We start from the raw sequence: 16,058 nt of genomic DNA, 5'->3' as shown, positions 1-16,058 counted from the left end.
AACAGAACGAAATTAATTTTTTCATAAAATATTCTATTGTTATCATACAGCAATATACTAATTTTGTATGAAATAATTTAAAAATCAACAAAAAATGGATTTAATGGGAATGATGGGTAAACTTAAAGAAACCCAGCAAAAAATTGAAGATACAAAGAAACGCCTTGATACAGTTTTAATTGACGAACAAAGCGCTGACGGATTATTAAAAATTACAATTACTGCAAGTAGAAAAATAAAATCAGTCTCTATCGATGATTCTCTTTTAGAAGACAAAGAACAATTAGAAGATTATTTAGTTGTAACATTAAACAAAGCTATCGAAAAAGCAACGAGCATTAACGAAAGAGAACTTGACGCTGTTGCAAAAATGGACATGCCGATGATTCCGGGAATGGATAATTTATTTAAATAATCTTTTTTTTTAAGATACAAAGGTTCAGAGTGACAAAGGTTCAAAGGTTTTTGATTGCGAAAATCTTGAGTAAAAAAAAAGACGCACAGTTAGTGCGTCTTTTTTTTAACCTTTGTAACTCTGGGCCTTTGCTCCTTTGTACCTTTTTACTAAATCTTTGAAAGCATTTCTACCACATAAGTATGCATCACTTCCTTATAATCCAGATGCGTTACAATCCTAAGTTTATTGTGTCCTAAGGAACTTATTAAAATATTTTTCTGTTTTAATTTTTCTATTAAAAGCTGATCGCTGTAACCTTCGGCCAATGAGAAAATCAAAATATTGGTTTCTACTGGCTCTACAGAAGCAATCCATGATTTTGTACTTAAAATGGCGCCTATTTCTTTGGCTCTGCGGTGATCTTCGGCCAATCTTTCAATATTATTTGCCAAAGCATATAATCCGGCAGCGGCTAAATAACCCACCTGACGCATTCCTCCACCCAATATCTTTCTGATTCTCAACGCTCTATGAATATCAGCTTTACTTCCAAGCAAAACAGATCCAATTGGTGCGCCTAATCCTTTAGATAAACAAACCGAAATAGTATCGAAAATAGCTCCAAATTCCTTCGGATTTTGTCTTTTTGCTACCAATGCATTCCAAATTCGGGCTCCATCTAAATGAAACTTCAAATTATTAGCATCGCAGACTTTTTTTATCTCTCTTAAATCTTCTAATTCATAACAAGCACCGCCTCCTTTATTGGTTGTGTTTTCTACACAAACCAAACTCGTTAGCGGACTATGATAAAACTCCGGATCATTTATTGCCGCAGCAACCTGAGCAGCATTTATCATCCCTCTGTGTCCATCTAACAAACAGCAGGAAACACCGCTGTTAAAAGAAACACCACCACCTTCATAATGATAAACGTGTGCATATTTATCTGCTATTAACTGTTCACCCGGCTGTGTGTGCAGTTTAATTGCAGTTTGATTTGCCATAGTTCCTGACGGAAAAAAAAGTCCAGCTTCCATACCAAAAAATTCGGCTACTCTTGTCTCTAATTCAATAACCGTAGGATCTTGTTTGTATACGTCGTCGCCAACTTGAGCGTTAAACATATACTGAAGCATCTCATACGTAGGCTTAGTAATGGTATCGCTAATTAAATTTATCTCCATATAAAACTATATCTGTTTTGGACTGCAAAATTACGTATTACTGTTAGTTATTGATGGCAAGTTTTAATAAATTTTAACTCGTCAATTACTATATAACCAAATTAACGTAATATTTGTAAAAAACATATAAAACTAGCATTAATAATTTAAAAACTGTTTACATTTTTTGAAACTATTTTATTTAACCGTTACTAAAATTGGTATTTATTATGTATTCAGTGTTTTATACAAAAAAAGAGTTTTCCAAATCAATGAAAAACTCCTTTTTAAAATTACTTCTAAAATTAATTTCTTCCGGCCATAACACCTCCATCAACATCCCAGACAGCTCCGGTAACCCAGGAAGCTTCATCTGACAATAAAAAACAAATTGTTTTTGCAATGTCTTCAGGTTTCCCGACACGGCCAATTGGATGAAAACTATTAAATCCCTGCAAGGTTTCTTCGATTTTACTTTCTTCTATAAATGAACTATAAATTGGTGTCACTACAACGGCCGGAGAAACAGCATTTACCCTGATATTAAAATCTGCCAGCTCCATTGCCAAATGCTGTGTTAAACTATGCAAACCTGCTTTTGCCATTGAATATGCCGAAGACGGTGTTGCTTTTATGGCCTGTTTTGCCCACATCGACCCAATATTTACAATCGATCCTTCTCCGTTTTCTTTCATAATATTTACAACCGACTGGCTAATAAAGAAAAAGCTCTTATTAAAGTGATGATAGATATCAAAATCTTGTTTGGTATGCTCTAAAAATGGTTTCGGGGTAAAATATCCCGCGGCGTTTATCAAGTATTTTAAATTTGGAGCGATTGTTTTTAATGAAGCTGCGAAACTAGTTACCTGATCTTCATTTAATAAATCAACCGCAGCTGTTTTTATTGTCCCGAAAGATTCCAATTCTTTCTTTGTTGTTTCTAAGTTCTTATCGGCTCTGCCAACAATAATTACTTCTATGTCTTGTTGTAATAGTAGCTTGGCAGAAGCTTTTCCCATTCCGGTTGTTCCGCCTAATATTAACGCTTGTGATTTCATCATTTTGTAGTTTAAATTAACAAGGCAAAATTCCTTTTATTAATTCATTTAAAATGGCAAAATCGAGACAACAAATGGTATTTTAGGGAAATATGGAAGATTGAAATTCCTTGGGCGTAATTCCAGTCGCTTTTTTAAAGTATTTTGTAAAATAAGTAGGCTGATCAAAACCTAAATCGTATGCAATTTCCTGAATAGAAAATTTCCCGTTAGCCAATCTTCGTTTCGCTTCTAATATTTTAATGAAGATAATAATATTCGCCGGAGTGTTTCCCAAATACTGCTTTACAACACTCGTAAGCTTTTTATTATTCGTCCGAAGTAAATCACTGTAAAAATCAATATTAGAAAAAGACTGTTTGTTTTTATACACTTCTGCTTTGAATGAATAAGCAAGTTTGAAATCTAAATTCAAATTAAAATCAATACTTGTTTCTTTGCTTTTTAAGCGTTCAATTAAAAAAAGCAAACTGGTAAAAACAGCATATACCTGCTCTTTCATTAAAAGATCATTTTCTTTGAGTTCACTTTCAATAATTGTGGTAAAAATAGAAAAGCGTTCGATTTCATTTTCTGAAAGAACTAAATAAGGTTTTCCAATTTCATTAAAAATAGACAATGAAAAGCGCTCCAGAAATTCCGGATTAAACTGAGAAATAAAATAATCATTAAAATGAAACAAAACCCCTTCGTTTATAGAATCAGGACAGAAATAATGTATTTGATTCGTATTAATAAAGAATATGGTATTCTCCGGATGATCAATAATTTCATAATCTATATAATGTCTTCCTGCTGTTTTAAACCAAATAATTTGATAAAAACTATGTCGGTGAGGAATCGAAGCATGATCCAGATTTTTTATTAAATACGGTTTTGCATCGTTTACTTCAAAATGCAGTTTCGAAAAATCATTTTTATGCAGATCGTATTTACTTATATTATCCATAAACTATTGTGTATAAGCACTATTAAGTATCTTGTTAGCGAATTAAATTTATTGCTGTATTCTAAAAACTAAATCTTATTTTTGTATAACGAAATTACGCATTAGTTTTAGACATAAATTAACGTAATATCTACAAAAAACAAAAAAACTACTTATTAATTTATGACAACAGCCGAACAAGTAAAAGGTATTGTGGAGCGCCTTGGTGCGTTGAGGAGGTATCTTTGACGTTGATGCCAAGCTAATCGAAATTGCAAACGAAGAAGAAAAAACTTTTGCGCCTGATTTTTGGAACAATCCAAAAGAAGCAGAGAATATTGTAAAAAATCTTCGAAACAAGAAAAAATGGATTGAAGATTATGATAAAGCTGTCTCGCTTACAGACGAATTACAGCTTGCTTATGATTTTTATAAAGAAGGGGAACTTTCTACAGAAGAATTAGATGAACAATATAATGCAGCACAATCGCATATTGAAAACATCGAATTTAAAAACATGCTTTCTGACGAAGGAGACAGTTTAAGTGCAGTGGTTCAAATCACGGCCGGAGCCGGCGGAACCGAAAGCTGTGACTGGGCCGGAATGCTGATGCGTATGTACATGATGTGGGGAGAAAGTTATGGTTATAAAATAAAAGAACTTAACTTTCAGGAAGGTGATGTTGCTGGTATTAAAACCGTGACATTAGAGTTTGAAGGCGATTATTCGTTTGGATATTTAAAAGGCGAAAACGGTGTTCATCGTTTGGTGAGAATTTCTCCTTTTGATAGCAATGCCAAACGCCATACTTCGTTTGTTTCTGTTTATGTTTATCCGTTAGTTGATGACAGTATCGAAATCGACATTAATCCTGCCGATATCGAAATTACAACTTCTCGCTCAAGCGGTGCCGGAGGACAGAACGTAAATAAGGTGGAAACCAAAGTACAATTGGTACACAAACCAACCGGAATCCAGATTCAGTGTTCTGAAACAAGATCACAGCAAGATAACAGGCAGCGTGCTATGCAAATGCTTCGTTCTCAATTGTATGAAATTGAATTGAAGAAACAACAAGCACAACGTGCCGATATTGAAGCTGGAAAAATGAAAATCGAATGGGGTTCGCAGATTCGTAATTACGTAATGCAGCCTTATAAATTAGTAAAAGACGTTCGTACAGGTTATGAAACCAGCGACGTCGACGGTGTAATGAACGGAAATATAGACGCTTTCCTAAAAGCCTATCTAATGATGATGGGACAGAAGGAAGAGGAATAAAGTTTTTAGTATTCAGTTTACAGTCGCAGTTTGCAGTTTATTGTGACTGAATACTGTGACTGTAAACTGAATACTGCTACTGAAAACTGAATACTGCGACTGAAAACTAAAAAAAACAGCTATGATAAAATGGGCAGATGTAATTCATTTTACAAATAAAGGAAATCCGACTCCGGATAAAAAAGTGGAGAAAACGGATGAAGAATGGAAACAGCTTTTAACACCCGAAGAATATCAGGTAACGCGTTTAAAAGGAACTGAAAGATCTTTCAGCTCTGAATTATGCAGTTTATTTGATCCTGGAATTTACGAGTGTAAATGCTGCGGAACGGTTCTTTTTGATGCAAGTGAAAAATTTGAATCAGGAACGGGATGGCCATCGTTTACACAGCCGGTAAAAGAAAATGCCGTAGGATATCATGCTGACAAATCATACGGAATGATTCGTGTTGAGGTCGTTTGCAATGTCTGCGAAGCACATTTAGGCCACGTTTTCCCTGACGGACCGCCGCCAAGCGGTTTACGATATTGCATTAATGCAGTTTCATTATCAAAAATCAAAGAATAATTTAGAAGCGATTCCTTTTTTAAAGTGAATCGCTTTTTTTTAATCTTCACGACACGAAACAATTAACAAAAGAAATGTAAGTAGCTACTTAACAATTAAATATTTATTTTCTTACAGCTCGTATTTAAGATAATTCACTCAAAAATGCAGTCACAGCAATTCTATTCTTTAAAAAACTTTCAGTAAATTAATAGTTAAAATGTTAATTTTGTAATATTTAGACTTCTATTTTAAATATTTATTAAGAAACTTAAAAATTTTATTAGGTAATTAAAATCTATTTTATTTTATTTGGCAAAAATTAACCCTAAGTCGATTAAAAATTGTCAATGAGATCCTATTCAATTCAAGAAATTAATGAAGTAATTAATGGCGTAATTTACGGCACTACTTCGCAGAGCATTACCGCAACAGAGCAATTAGAAAAAGCTACAACTTCAGAGATTTCTTTTATAGGAAATAAAAAATACGAAAAATACTGGTCGACTTCAAATGCATCAATTGCAGTTGTTAATGAAGATATTTCGATTGAACCTGGAGAAAATCGCGCTTTTATTAAAGTAAAAAATGCCGATTTGGCCATGTCGCAAATTCTTGCCCTTTTTGCCCCGCCTACTCCTATATTTCGCAGTAATATTCACAAAACTGCTACTATTGACGAAACCGCAATAATTGCCGACGGCGCAAAAATTGGTGCCGGCTGTTATATTGGGCCAAAAGTTGAAATTGGTGCCAATGCAACAATTTATCCTAACGTGACTATTTTAGACGAATCTACAATTGGAAAAAACACCATTATTTGGTCTGGAACAGTTATTCGCGAGCGTTGTCATGTTGGAAGCGACTGTATTATTCACCCAAATGCAACAATTGGAGCAGATGGTTTTGGATTTCGTCCTTGTACTGAAAAAGGTTTGGTGAAAATCCCGCAAATTGGAAATGTAATTATTGGCAACGGAGTCGAAATTGGGGCTAATTCTTGCGTAGACCGTGGAAAATTCAGTTCGACAATTTTAGGCGATGGATGTAAAATCGACAATTTAGTTCAAATTGGACATAACAGTAAACTGGGCCGATTCTGTATTATGGCAGGAAACAGCGGTTTAGCAGGTTCTGTAACTTTAGGGAACGGTGTTATCATTGGCGGAAGCGCCTCAATAAAAGATCATACTACAATTGGCGACGGTGCTGTAATTGGAGCCGGATCTGGTGTTATAGGCGATGTTGAACCAGGAAAAACAATGCTGGGTTATCCGGCTGTTGAAGCTCGTGATGCTTTAAAACAATGGGCAACATTAAAAAGACTTGCTTGCGCTCCTAAGAAATAATTCAAATTAAATGATATAAAAAAACATCCGCTATAAACGGATGTTTTTTATTTTATAAAGCTTCGCATTCAAAGCCAATTACTTTCATTAAAAAAACAACTTTTTCGATAATATTATCTTTACATTCAAATCTTAGAATATTATCGCAGTCTTCGAGATCAAAATTCCATTTTGAATTTGGAAATAATCGATTCAGTTTTGGCGTCACTCTCTTTACTTTCGAAATGCTGTCAACATTTGTTTTGAATACAAAAATCATCGCTTTTACTGGTTTTTAATTTTGCTTAAAATTTTAGAATCAATATAAAAAGTTCCAAACGGAATTACGCAGGCCAAAAGTACTTTCCATGTTGTATCTTTAAATTTCCAGTTCTGCTCTACTCCAACACTCAGCGTATTAAAAATAAAAAGCAGAAACAAAGCACCATGAACCGTTCCTATGGGGCGGGTTAAAAATGGCATTTCAAAAACATATTTCATTGGCATTGCTATAAAAAGTAGAATTAAAAGCGAGGTTCCTTCAAGAAATCCTATAATTCGTAATCTTCCGGTATTTGTTAGGAGTAAATTTTTCATAATTATCTAAAATAAGGTCGGTTGGCAAGAGGTGAAAATGGCCAAGGAATGGCAATAAAAATGATTAATAAGGCAATAGAAAACCAAAGAAACATGGTTTTGAATTTTTGTTCATCAGAAAGTTTTCTTTTGGCTAGAGCCGAACCAATTGTAATGAAAACTATTGCGATTAACATTAAAGCGATGTGAATAATTCCGAAAAAAGAAGCATCTAAATTTTGGATTCCTTCTTTAAAGTTTTTCCAAAAATATTTCACAATTGGACTTTGTACATAAACCAATATTCCAAAAATAAGCTGAATATGGGCAATTGTAGCTGTCCAGTGCCGGACGAGGTTATCTTTCCTTGTAAATGGAAGTTTTTGAGAATAACCTTTGTAAGCTGTATAAATAGAATATAACAAGCTTACCAATACGAGCCACCTTATAAAAGAATGGCATACTAAAAGAGTTTGATACATTGTTTTTTGATTAAGACAATGCAAATATATTTAAAAACATACTAATTAGTATGTTTTTGAAAAACAATTTCATTTCAAGCCATTTAAATAACTTTTAAGCTCCTTTAAATAAGTGATATAAGAAGAATTATCATTTTGAAGTTTTCCGAAATTTCTAATTCCCCAATAGCCGGATAAGATAAAAAAGGCCACTTGTTCACCCACCACATCTTTTCGAATTAAACCAGATTCTTTTCCTTTATCGATAGAATTTATAATAGTGGATTTCCATAAATCGACTAATTCAGCCAGAGCTTCACTAAACTTAGTATTCCACGGCGTCATCTCCTGGGTAAAATTGCCAACCGGACAACCATATTTTACCTGCAAAAAAGGATCTTCAAGCAATAAATACGAGATCATATTATAAAAATCTTCAGTTGGATTTTGTGAAACTTCGGTAGGTTTTATAAAATTCTCATGCATAGTAGGTTTCAAAATCTCCTCAATAATCGCAACTCCCATTTCGTCTTTCGTTTTAAAATGGTAATAAAAAGCTCCTTTTGTAACTTGAGTGGTTGCAATAATTTCATCAATACTGGTGGTTTGATATCCTTTGGTATAAATCAATTCAAATGCTTTATGAAGAATAGTAAGCCGAGTGTTTGCTGCTTTTGACATAAAAAATACTGATTAGTATGAAAAAACAAATTAAAGAAAAATAATTGGTGTAATTAAATTCTTAACACATAGTCCCGATAGCTATCGGGATAGATTTAGCAGATTTAAAAAAGGCGTTTCACTTGTTTAAACAAACATAGTTTAGCTATGTGTTAGAAACTAGTTTCTTTTTATTCCTTCTTTAGCTTATAAATAACCTATGTTTCTATGTTTTTAAATATAAAAACTACAATACAATAAATTTTTTCTAAATTCACAAAGCAACTCGTTTATTTCAATGGATTTTGTAAATTAGCCAACACTATTTTGTAAAATCAATATTATATCATGGATTTAAACTTCAATAAAAACGAAGATCACAATAAACTATTACTTTCAGACTTAAAACAAAAATTTGCCAAAGTAAAATTAGGCGGAGGCGAAAAACGAATCGAAAAATTACATTCCGAAGGAAAAATGACGGCTCGCGAACGTATCGCTTATTTATTAGATGAAAATTCAAATAATATTGAAATAGGCGGTTTTGCCGGAGAAGGAATGTACGCAGAACATGGCGGATGCCCATCTGGTGGCGTTGTGGTTAAAATAGGCTACATAAAAGGAAAACAATGTATTGTTGTTGCCAATGATGCTACTGTAAAAGCTGGTGCATGGTTTCCAATAACTGGTAAAAAAAATCTACGTGCTCAGGAAATTGCAATCGAAAACAGACTTCCAATTATTTATTTGGTAGACAGTGCCGGGGTTTATTTACCCATGCAGGATGAAATTTTTCCAGATAAAGAACATTTCGGACGTATTTTTAGAAATAATGCTCAAATGAGCAGCATGGGAATTACGCAAATAGCTGCCGTAATGGGAAGCTGTGTTGCCGGAGGTGCTTATCTGCCCATTATGAGCGATGAAGCTTTAATTGTAGATAAAACTGGCAGTATTTTCCTTGCCGGAAGTTATTTGGTTAAAGCTGCAATTGGAGAAACTATCGACAATGAAACTTTGGGCGGCGCTACAACGCACTGCGAAATTTCTGGAGTTACAGATTATAAAGCTAAAGATGACAAAGATGCTTTAGACAAAATTAAAAATATAGTAGATAAAATTGGGGATTTTGATAAAGCCGGCTATAGCCGAATCAAAGCAGAGAAACCTGCTTTAGAGCAAAATGATATTTACGGAATTTTGCCAAAAGCCCGAAACGAACAATATGACATGATGGAAATTATCAATCGTTTGGTTGATAATTCAGAATTTGAAGCTTATAAAGACGGTTACGGCCAAACCATAATAACAGGTTATGCCAGAATCGACGGCTGGGCTGTTGGTATTGTTGCCAACCAGCGTAAAGTGGTAAAAACCAAAAAAGGCGAAATGCAGTTTGGCGGTGTTATTTATTCTGACAGTGCTGATAAAGCAACCCGTTTTATTGCCAATTGTAATCAAAAGAAAATTCCATTGGTATTTTTACAAGATGTAACCGGTTTTATGGTGGGTTCAAAATCGGAGCACGGCGGTATTATAAAAGACGGTGCCAAGATGGTAAACGCGGTAAGTAATTCGGTTGTACCAAAATTTACTGCAATTGTAGGTAATTCTTATGGGGCAGGAAATTATGCTATGTGCGGCAAAGCCTATGACCCGAGATTAATATTTGCCTGGCCAAGTGCAGAACTTGCCGTTATGGGCGGTACACAAGCTGCCAAAGTTTTAGCACAAATCGAAGCATCTTCGCTTAAAGCAAAAGGAGAAATTATCGACGAAGCCAAAGAAGCTGAACTTTTCAACAAAATAAAAGCACGTTACGACGAGCAGACTTCACCGTATTATGCCGCATCGAGATTATGGACAGATGCCATAATTGACCCGCTTGACACAAGAAAATGGATCTCTATGGGAATCGAAGCTGCCAACCACGCCCCTATTCAAAAACCTTTTAATTTGGGAGTTATTCAGGTATAGTTTTTTAGAAATTCTACAATCATGTTAAATAAATAGTAAAAAACTTATTTTCAAGTACTTAAATTAAATATATGATTAAAAAATTAGTAACTTTATATATAATTTTTAATCACGTAGTATCATGGAAAATGTTAAAAGCTTAAATAAGTGGGCCAATTCGCACACTTATTTACCAGTAGATTTAGTGCGTATAATATTGGGTGTTTTTTTATTTATGAAAGGGATTTCGTTTGTAACCAACGTTCAATATTTACATGATTTAATTTCTCCTATAGATCAGTTTGGGGGCGGAATGTTTCTTCTGCATTACATAGCCCCGGCACACATGATTGGAGGTATAATGATTGTATTCGGGCTGCTTACCCGCTGGGCAATTGCGGCTCAATTACCAATACTATTTGGAGCAGTTCTCGTAAATTTTATGGGACACATGCATTCACAAAGCTTAATGCTTGCAATTGTAGTTTTACTGCTTTGCATCTTCTTCTTATTCTACGGAGGAGGAAAACACTCTGCCGACTATTACTTTAAAATGCAGCAATAAATCATTTTATCCTCAACTAGTAAACAAAAGTTGAGGATAAAATAATAAAGCTACTTTTAAGAAGTAATTAGCACTTAAAATTTCGTTTATTGTGTTTTATGAACTAAATTCGCAGCCATGAATTGGATTCGTAAAGCTATATTTTTTGTATCACTTTTGATCATAGCTCTTTTTGCTGCACAAGCAAACGAGTTTCCTGTGGACAAAATCGAAAGTCAAAAAACAGATACGAACTTCTGCAAAGATATCGCCGATTCATCTGCATTTATACAGCCTCAGGGCAGTTATCAATTTGCTGCAAACATCAAAACAGATCACCCTGCCGTAATTAAATGGTTTGATGCTCTTTTGGTCGTTATTCCACAGCACAAAGCAGTTAAATCTGCATTTAACTTTACTAATCAATTTAGTACTCAGAGCAAAAAAATCTTACTATTGCTCTACGCTTTCCATTTTTTTTGGTAGATAAAACCTTGAAATCTTATTCTGAAGAAGCAATTCTTCAAAAGTAATTAAACCGTTTTCAGTCAGAAAACTGTTTATCATTTCATATTATTTTCACCAAATTTAAAATCAAAAAATGGAAACAAGTGTAACCATAATTGGTATTGTGATCGCGATCATAGTAGCCATTCCTATTTATTTTTCGGCACGATCGAGCGCTGCGAACAAAACAAAAATCTTAAACATAAAAAAGAAATTCAATCCAAACAATCCGCAGGAATTTGATTTAACTGAATCTCAAAGCAATAAAACACTTACGATTGACCAAAAAAACAAAAAATTCATTTTAATGAATTTCAATCCAAATCAACAGGAATCAACTTATGTAGATTTAAAAAGTGTTTCTTCTTGCAAACTAACTTTAACCACAGAAGGAAATTCGGATACAATTGTAAAAATTGATTTTGAATTTCAGGATAAGGAAACTTCTAAAAAAATTACAATTCCATTCTATGACTTTGATGATGATCGCATTAAACAAATAAGCGCTTATCAGGATCATATGTTTGCGAAAAAATGGCTTAAAATCATTCAGGATTCTATATAATGTTAGTTATTTAATTCAAGTAAAAAGAGGCTCTTTATGGGTCTCTTTTTTTTTATCTCTACATGATATTTGTCATTTTCTGCCCGCGCTGTAAATCTTAATTTTGATGAGAACTAAATTTGTCTTATGAAAATTTCATTAACTCAAAAGTATAACGTGCCGGGTCCAAGATACACCAGCTATCCTACGGTCCCTTATTGGAATGAAGCTGCTTTTACAGTAGAAGAATGGAAATCATCTTTTCAAAAATCATTTTCAGAAAGTAATGCTGAAAACGGAATTAGTTTGTACATTCATCTGCCTTTCTGCGAAAGCATGTGCACTTTTTGCGGCTGTAATAAGCGAATCACAAAAAATCATTCTGTAGAAGAAAAATACATTCAGGCCGTTTTAAAAGAATGGCATTTATACTGCAATCTTCTGCCTGAAAGACCAATTGTAAAAGAAATTCATTTAGGCGGAGGAACACCTACTTTTTTCTCTTCAAATAATTTAGAAAAGCTTATTCATGGTATTTTTAATTTTGCGGATAAAGCAGAAAATCATGAATTTAGTTTTGAAGGACATCCTAACAATACAACTTACGAACAGTTAAAAAAACTATACGATTTAGGCTTTAACCGAGTAAGTTTTGGTGTTCAGGATTATGCCGAAAAAGTACAAAAAGCAATCAATCGTATACAGCCTTTTCATAATGTCGCAAAAGTTACTTTTTGGGCAAAAGAAATTGGTTATAAATCTATCGGCCACGATATCATCTTCGGATTGCCTTTTCAAACTGTCGAAGATGTAATTGATACCGTAGAGAAAACAAACTCCTTAAAACCGGACAGATTGGCTTTTTACAGCTATGCACATGTGCCGTGGATTAAAGGAAACGGCCAGCGTGGTTTTAATGACGAAAACCTTCCAAAAGATGCTGAAAAAAGAGAACTTTACGAAACAGGTAAAAAATTACTTGCCGCCAATGGATATCATGAAATTGGAATGGATCACTTTGCCTTGTCTTCAGATAGTTTGTTTCATGCTGCACACAACAAAAAAATGCACCGAAATTTCATGGGATATAGTGCTTCAAAAACACAGCTTATGATTGGGTTAGGCGTTTCTTCAATCAGCGACAGCTGGTATAGTTTTGCCCAAAATACCAAAAACCTGGAAGAATACTATCAAATCTTAGAATTGGATGAACTTCCTATTATAAAAGGTCACATTTTAAATGATGAAGATCTTATAATTAGAAAACACATCTTAAATCTTACCTGCGAACTTCAAACTTCCTGGACTCATGATTCTTTATATTTTAAAGAATTACCATTTGTTTTAGTTGCTCTAAAAGAAATAGAGAATGATGGACTAATTATCATTCAAGAAGATAAAATCAAAATTACAGAAGACGGAAGACCATTTGTACGTAATATATGTATGGCTTTTGATTTACATTTAAAAAGAAAATCACCGGAAACAAACTTGTTTTCGATGACGGTTTAATGGCAATTAGGAGTTCCTTGTACAAATAAACTCATAGTAGAAGGAGATAAATAAGGAATTCCTAAACCTAATCCTCTTAAAATAAATAACACTCCAATTATTATAGCAACATAAGGAATTGCTTTTTGAATTTTATTTCGAAATGGCAGTTTTAATAATGAATTGACGTATACTACAACCGTCATTAAAGGAATCGTGCCTAAACCGTAAAGCAGCATATATAAAACGCCATATCCGGCGCTCTGCATGGCGATTGCACCAAATAAGGCCACATAAACCATTCCGCAAGGCAGAAATCCGTTTAAAAGACCAATTGTAAAAAGAGATTTATAGCTTTTCTTTTTAAACTGACTTCCTAAACTTGATTTAATATTCGAAATAACTTTATAAACAGGTTTTGAAAAATTGTATTTCGCAAATACCTTTTCTGGTATTAAAACTATTAAAATCATGGCAACGCCAATAAAAATAGACATTTTTTGCTGCATACCAGCTAAGAAAAAACCTCGGCCTAATAATCCAAAAATCAAACCAATAGTTGAGTAGGCAGTTAATCTTCCTAAATGATACGTAATAATCTGCGTCACTTTTTTAGCCTCATTTTGATGATCTACAGGCAGCATCATAGCAATAGGTCCGCACATGCCAACGCAATGCAGACTACTGATTAGACCTAATATTAAAGCAGAAAGCAACATTTTTATTAATTTACGTATATGACTTCTTTTGTTAGGTATTTTTTACCTTCATACTGCCATTCCATATTAACATCCCAGCGTCCTTTAATTAATTTGTTATGCGGAATAACTAATGAAGAATTGGTTAAAGCAATTTGAGTATCAAAATCAAATTTTTTATTTGAAGGTCGGTACAATAAAATGTTTCCTTTTATTTTACTGCTTTCAAAAGTGGCTGGAAAGGTAACTTTTACTCCTTCTTCACCAAATTTAATTGAAGGTTTATACTGTAAGTCATGTGCATTTTGAATACGCGCCATTTCTTCCTGAAAATGAGAATCGTGCTTATAATATTCTTCTACAACCAAATCATTATCGTATTTACTGTTTGATTGTACTTCAAAAACAAAATATAAAATAAATGTCATAAACAATGCAAATGCAATGACAATTCCTGTTCCCCAATTTATTTTCATGATAATTATGTTTTTAATTAAAACTTCGTGGTCCTAAGAAATTTGTTGTGGTAGTTTCAAGAAGTTCTTTCCCGTTGTAAACCCCAATTTTTACTTTGGTTTTATCGCTTTCCAGTAAAACTTCCTGTATTTCTATAAATAATGTTCCTTGTGAAATTCCTTCTTTAGCCACTTTAAAATGCTCTTTTCCAACATTTGTAATTTCACCTTTCTGATCAATTAATTCAAAGTGAATGTCGTTATAATCTTTCATTGTCTTATTGACAATTTTATACGTATACACATTACTGATTTTATCTCCTTTATGCTGAAAAAGCTGTCCAGGCAAACGTAAAACAACCGCCTGAAGATCAGTTCTTAGAAATAACATTCCAACAAAAATACTCAATAATATAAATAAAACTGCCGTATACCCCTTCATTCTTGCGGTAAACTTAAAAGGCTCTTTTTTAGCGATTTCGTCTTCAGAAGCATAACGAATAAGCCCTTTAGGTAATCCTACGCTTTCCATTATATGGTCACATTCGTCAATACAAGCGGTGCAGTTTGTACATTCTAACTGCGTTCCGTTTCTAATGTCAATTCCCATTGGGCAGACATGAACACATTGAAGACAATCGATACAATCTCCTTTTCCGGTTAAAGCTCTGTCTTCTTTTTTATTAAATTTTGCCCTGCCTTCTTCTTTTTCTCCTCTCACAAAATCATAAGCGACATTGATCGATTTATTATCCAAAAGAACACCTTGTAATCTTCCGTAAGGACAGGCAATAATACAAACCTGTTCACGAAACCATACAAAGACAAAATAAAAAACTCCGGTAAAAATAAGAAGTGCTATAAAATTACTTGCCTGCTGAATTGGCCCTTGTTCAATCATTAATAACAAAGCATCGCTGCCAACCAGATAAGCCAGAAAAACATTAGCAATAACAAAGGAAATAATAAAGAAGATAGTCCATTTAAGGGCTCTTTTTCTAATTTTTTCGGCATTCCATTCCTGCCTTGCCAAACGGGATTGCGAGCCTCGATCTCCATCAATCCAATATTCAATTCGGCGGAAAACCATTTCTAAGAAAATGGTCTGGGGACAAATCCATCCACAAAATATTCTTCCAAAAACAACTGTAAATAAAATTATGAAAACAACGCCTACCAGCATTGAAATCACAAAAAGGTAAAAATCCTGAGGCCAGAAAGGAAAACCAAAAATATTAAAACGACGTTCCAGAATATTGAACATCATAAATTGATTTCCGTTTACTTTTATAAACGGATTTACGATTAAAATTGTCAGCAAAATGTAGCTGACAATTTTCCTGTAATCATAAAATTTACCAGACGGTTTCTTAGGAAAGATAAATTTTCGTTTACCACCTTCATCAATAGTTCCAATGGTATCTCTAAAAGCTTCGTCTGGTAAATTTGACATGATA

19 protein-coding genes are annotated in these 16,058 nt (G+C 33.7%); 9 read left to right on the top strand and 10 right to left on the bottom strand.

The features are described 5' to 3' along the window. The first annotated feature begins 94 nt into the window (after positions 1–94). Positions 95–415, top strand: coding sequence for a YbaB/EbfC family nucleoid-associated protein (locus AC1RRQ_RS03135; protein WP_493021336.1), 321 nt, complete (start codon positions 95–97; stop codon positions 413–415). 149 nt (positions 416–564) lie between these two features. Here AC1RRQ_RS03135 and AC1RRQ_RS03130 read toward each other — a convergent pair whose 3' ends face one another. The 3 genes from AC1RRQ_RS03130 to AC1RRQ_RS03120 all read right to left on the bottom strand — a co-directional run bounded on the left by AC1RRQ_RS03130 (position 565) and on the right by AC1RRQ_RS03120 (position 3,573). Then, positions 565–1,584: a threonine aldolase family protein gene (locus tag AC1RRQ_RS03130; RefSeq protein ID WP_483095360.1), complete on the bottom strand. Its 1,020-nt coding sequence runs from the start codon at positions 1,582–1,584 to the stop codon at positions 565–567. Between the two features lie 284 nt (positions 1,585–1,868). Then, positions 1,869–2,627, bottom strand: a complete 759-nt coding sequence (locus AC1RRQ_RS03125) for an SDR family NAD(P)-dependent oxidoreductase (RefSeq protein ID WP_493021334.1) — start codon at positions 2,625–2,627, stop codon at positions 1,869–1,871. A gap of 79 nt (positions 2,628–2,706) precedes the next feature. Next, the gene (locus tag AC1RRQ_RS03120; RefSeq protein WP_493021332.1) at positions 2,707–3,573 is read right to left on the bottom strand and encodes a helix-turn-helix domain-containing protein; all 867 of its coding nucleotides are present in this window, start codon (positions 3,571–3,573) and stop codon (positions 2,707–2,709) included. A gap of 162 nt (positions 3,574–3,735) precedes the next feature. Between AC1RRQ_RS03120 and prfB the strand changes: the two genes are divergently transcribed. The 3 genes from prfB (at position 3,736) to lpxD (ending at position 6,730) form a co-directional block, all read left to right on the top strand. Then, positions 3,736–4,834, top strand: a protein-coding gene (gene prfB / locus AC1RRQ_RS03115) for a peptide chain release factor 2 (RefSeq protein ID WP_493021330.1) whose coding sequence is annotated in 2 segments (ribosomal slippage) — positions 3,736–3,798 and positions 3,800–4,834 — 1,098 coding nt in all. Because the reading frame shifts where the segments join, the coding sequence is not laid out codon by codon here. Between the two features lie 121 nt (positions 4,835–4,955). Further along, positions 4,956–5,402, top strand: a complete 447-nt coding sequence (msrB, locus tag AC1RRQ_RS03110; RefSeq protein ID WP_493021328.1) for a peptide-methionine (R)-S-oxide reductase MsrB — start codon at positions 4,956–4,958, stop codon at positions 5,400–5,402. A 329-nt stretch (positions 5,403–5,731) separates the two neighbouring features. Beyond that, complete coding sequence (lpxD, locus tag AC1RRQ_RS03105) at positions 5,732–6,730, top strand: UDP-3-O-(3-hydroxymyristoyl)glucosamine N-acyltransferase (protein WP_493021326.1); 999 nt, start codon at positions 5,732–5,734, stop codon at positions 6,728–6,730. 52 nt (positions 6,731–6,782) lie between these two features. Here the strand turns inward: lpxD and AC1RRQ_RS03100 are convergent, their stop codons facing one another. The 4 genes from AC1RRQ_RS03100 to AC1RRQ_RS03085 all read right to left on the bottom strand — a co-directional run bounded on the left by AC1RRQ_RS03100 (position 6,783) and on the right by AC1RRQ_RS03085 (position 8,427). After that, a complete protein-coding gene (locus AC1RRQ_RS03100) occupies positions 6,783–6,989 on the bottom strand; it encodes a hypothetical protein (RefSeq protein WP_493021324.1) in 207 nt (68 codons plus the stop codon). 5 nt (positions 6,990–6,994) lie between these two features. Then, positions 6,995–7,306: a DUF3817 domain-containing protein gene (locus AC1RRQ_RS03095; RefSeq protein WP_493021322.1), complete on the bottom strand. Its 312-nt coding sequence runs from the start codon at positions 7,304–7,306 to the stop codon at positions 6,995–6,997. 2 nt (positions 7,307–7,308) lie between these two features. After that, positions 7,309–7,767, bottom strand: a complete 459-nt coding sequence (locus AC1RRQ_RS03090; protein ID WP_493021320.1) for a hypothetical protein — start codon at positions 7,765–7,767, stop codon at positions 7,309–7,311. A gap of 69 nt (positions 7,768–7,836) precedes the next feature. Next, positions 7,837–8,427 (bottom strand): TetR/AcrR family transcriptional regulator, encoded by a 591-nt coding sequence (locus AC1RRQ_RS03085; RefSeq protein ID WP_493021318.1) that lies wholly within the window; start codon positions 8,425–8,427, stop codon positions 7,837–7,839. A gap of 327 nt (positions 8,428–8,754) precedes the next feature. Here AC1RRQ_RS03085 and AC1RRQ_RS03080 point away from each other — a divergent pair, with 327 nt between their 5' ends. From AC1RRQ_RS03080 to hemN, 5 genes are all read left to right on the top strand, one after another. After that, positions 8,755–10,383, top strand: a complete 1,629-nt coding sequence (locus AC1RRQ_RS03080) for an acyl-CoA carboxylase subunit beta (RefSeq protein WP_493021316.1) — start codon at positions 8,755–8,757, stop codon at positions 10,381–10,383. A 121-nt stretch (positions 10,384–10,504) separates the two neighbouring features. After that, entirely contained in the window at positions 10,505–10,927 is a 423-nt protein-coding gene (locus AC1RRQ_RS03075; protein WP_493021314.1) for a DoxX family protein, read from the top strand. A 117-nt stretch (positions 10,928–11,044) separates the two neighbouring features. Continuing rightward, on the top strand, positions 11,045–11,392 hold the full coding sequence (locus AC1RRQ_RS03070) for a hypothetical protein (RefSeq protein WP_493021312.1): 348 nt from the start codon (positions 11,045–11,047) through the stop codon (positions 11,390–11,392). A gap of 115 nt (positions 11,393–11,507) precedes the next feature. After that, positions 11,508–11,978, top strand: coding sequence for a hypothetical protein (locus AC1RRQ_RS03065; protein ID WP_493021310.1), 471 nt, complete (start codon positions 11,508–11,510; stop codon positions 11,976–11,978). 126 nt (positions 11,979–12,104) lie between these two features. Then, on the top strand, positions 12,105–13,469 hold the full coding sequence (gene hemN, locus AC1RRQ_RS03060) for an oxygen-independent coproporphyrinogen III oxidase (RefSeq protein WP_493021308.1): 1,365 nt from the start codon (positions 12,105–12,107) through the stop codon (positions 13,467–13,469). Here the strand turns inward: hemN and AC1RRQ_RS03055 are convergent. The 3 genes from AC1RRQ_RS03055 to ccoG are packed head-to-tail and all read right to left on the bottom strand — an operon-like array spanning position 13,466 to position 16,054. Next, positions 13,466–14,167, bottom strand: coding sequence for a sulfite exporter TauE/SafE family protein (locus tag AC1RRQ_RS03055; RefSeq protein WP_493021306.1), 702 nt, complete (start codon positions 14,165–14,167; stop codon positions 13,466–13,468). The two genes, hemN and AC1RRQ_RS03055, sit on opposite strands and share 4 nt — an antisense overlap. Before the next feature lie 5 nt (positions 14,168–14,172). Next, on the bottom strand, positions 14,173–14,622 hold the full coding sequence (locus AC1RRQ_RS03050; protein WP_493021304.1) for a FixH family protein: 450 nt from the start codon (positions 14,620–14,622) through the stop codon (positions 14,173–14,175). 13 nt (positions 14,623–14,635) lie between these two features. Next, positions 14,636–16,054: a cytochrome c oxidase accessory protein CcoG gene (ccoG, locus tag AC1RRQ_RS03045; protein WP_493021302.1), complete on the bottom strand. Its 1,419-nt coding sequence runs from the start codon at positions 16,052–16,054 to the stop codon at positions 14,636–14,638. Positions 16,055–16,058: the final 4 nt, after the last annotated feature.

This window comes from Flavobacterium sp. GW821-FHT12A05, assembly GCF_058807735.1.
This window is presented reverse-complemented; position numbering and strand designations above follow the sequence as displayed.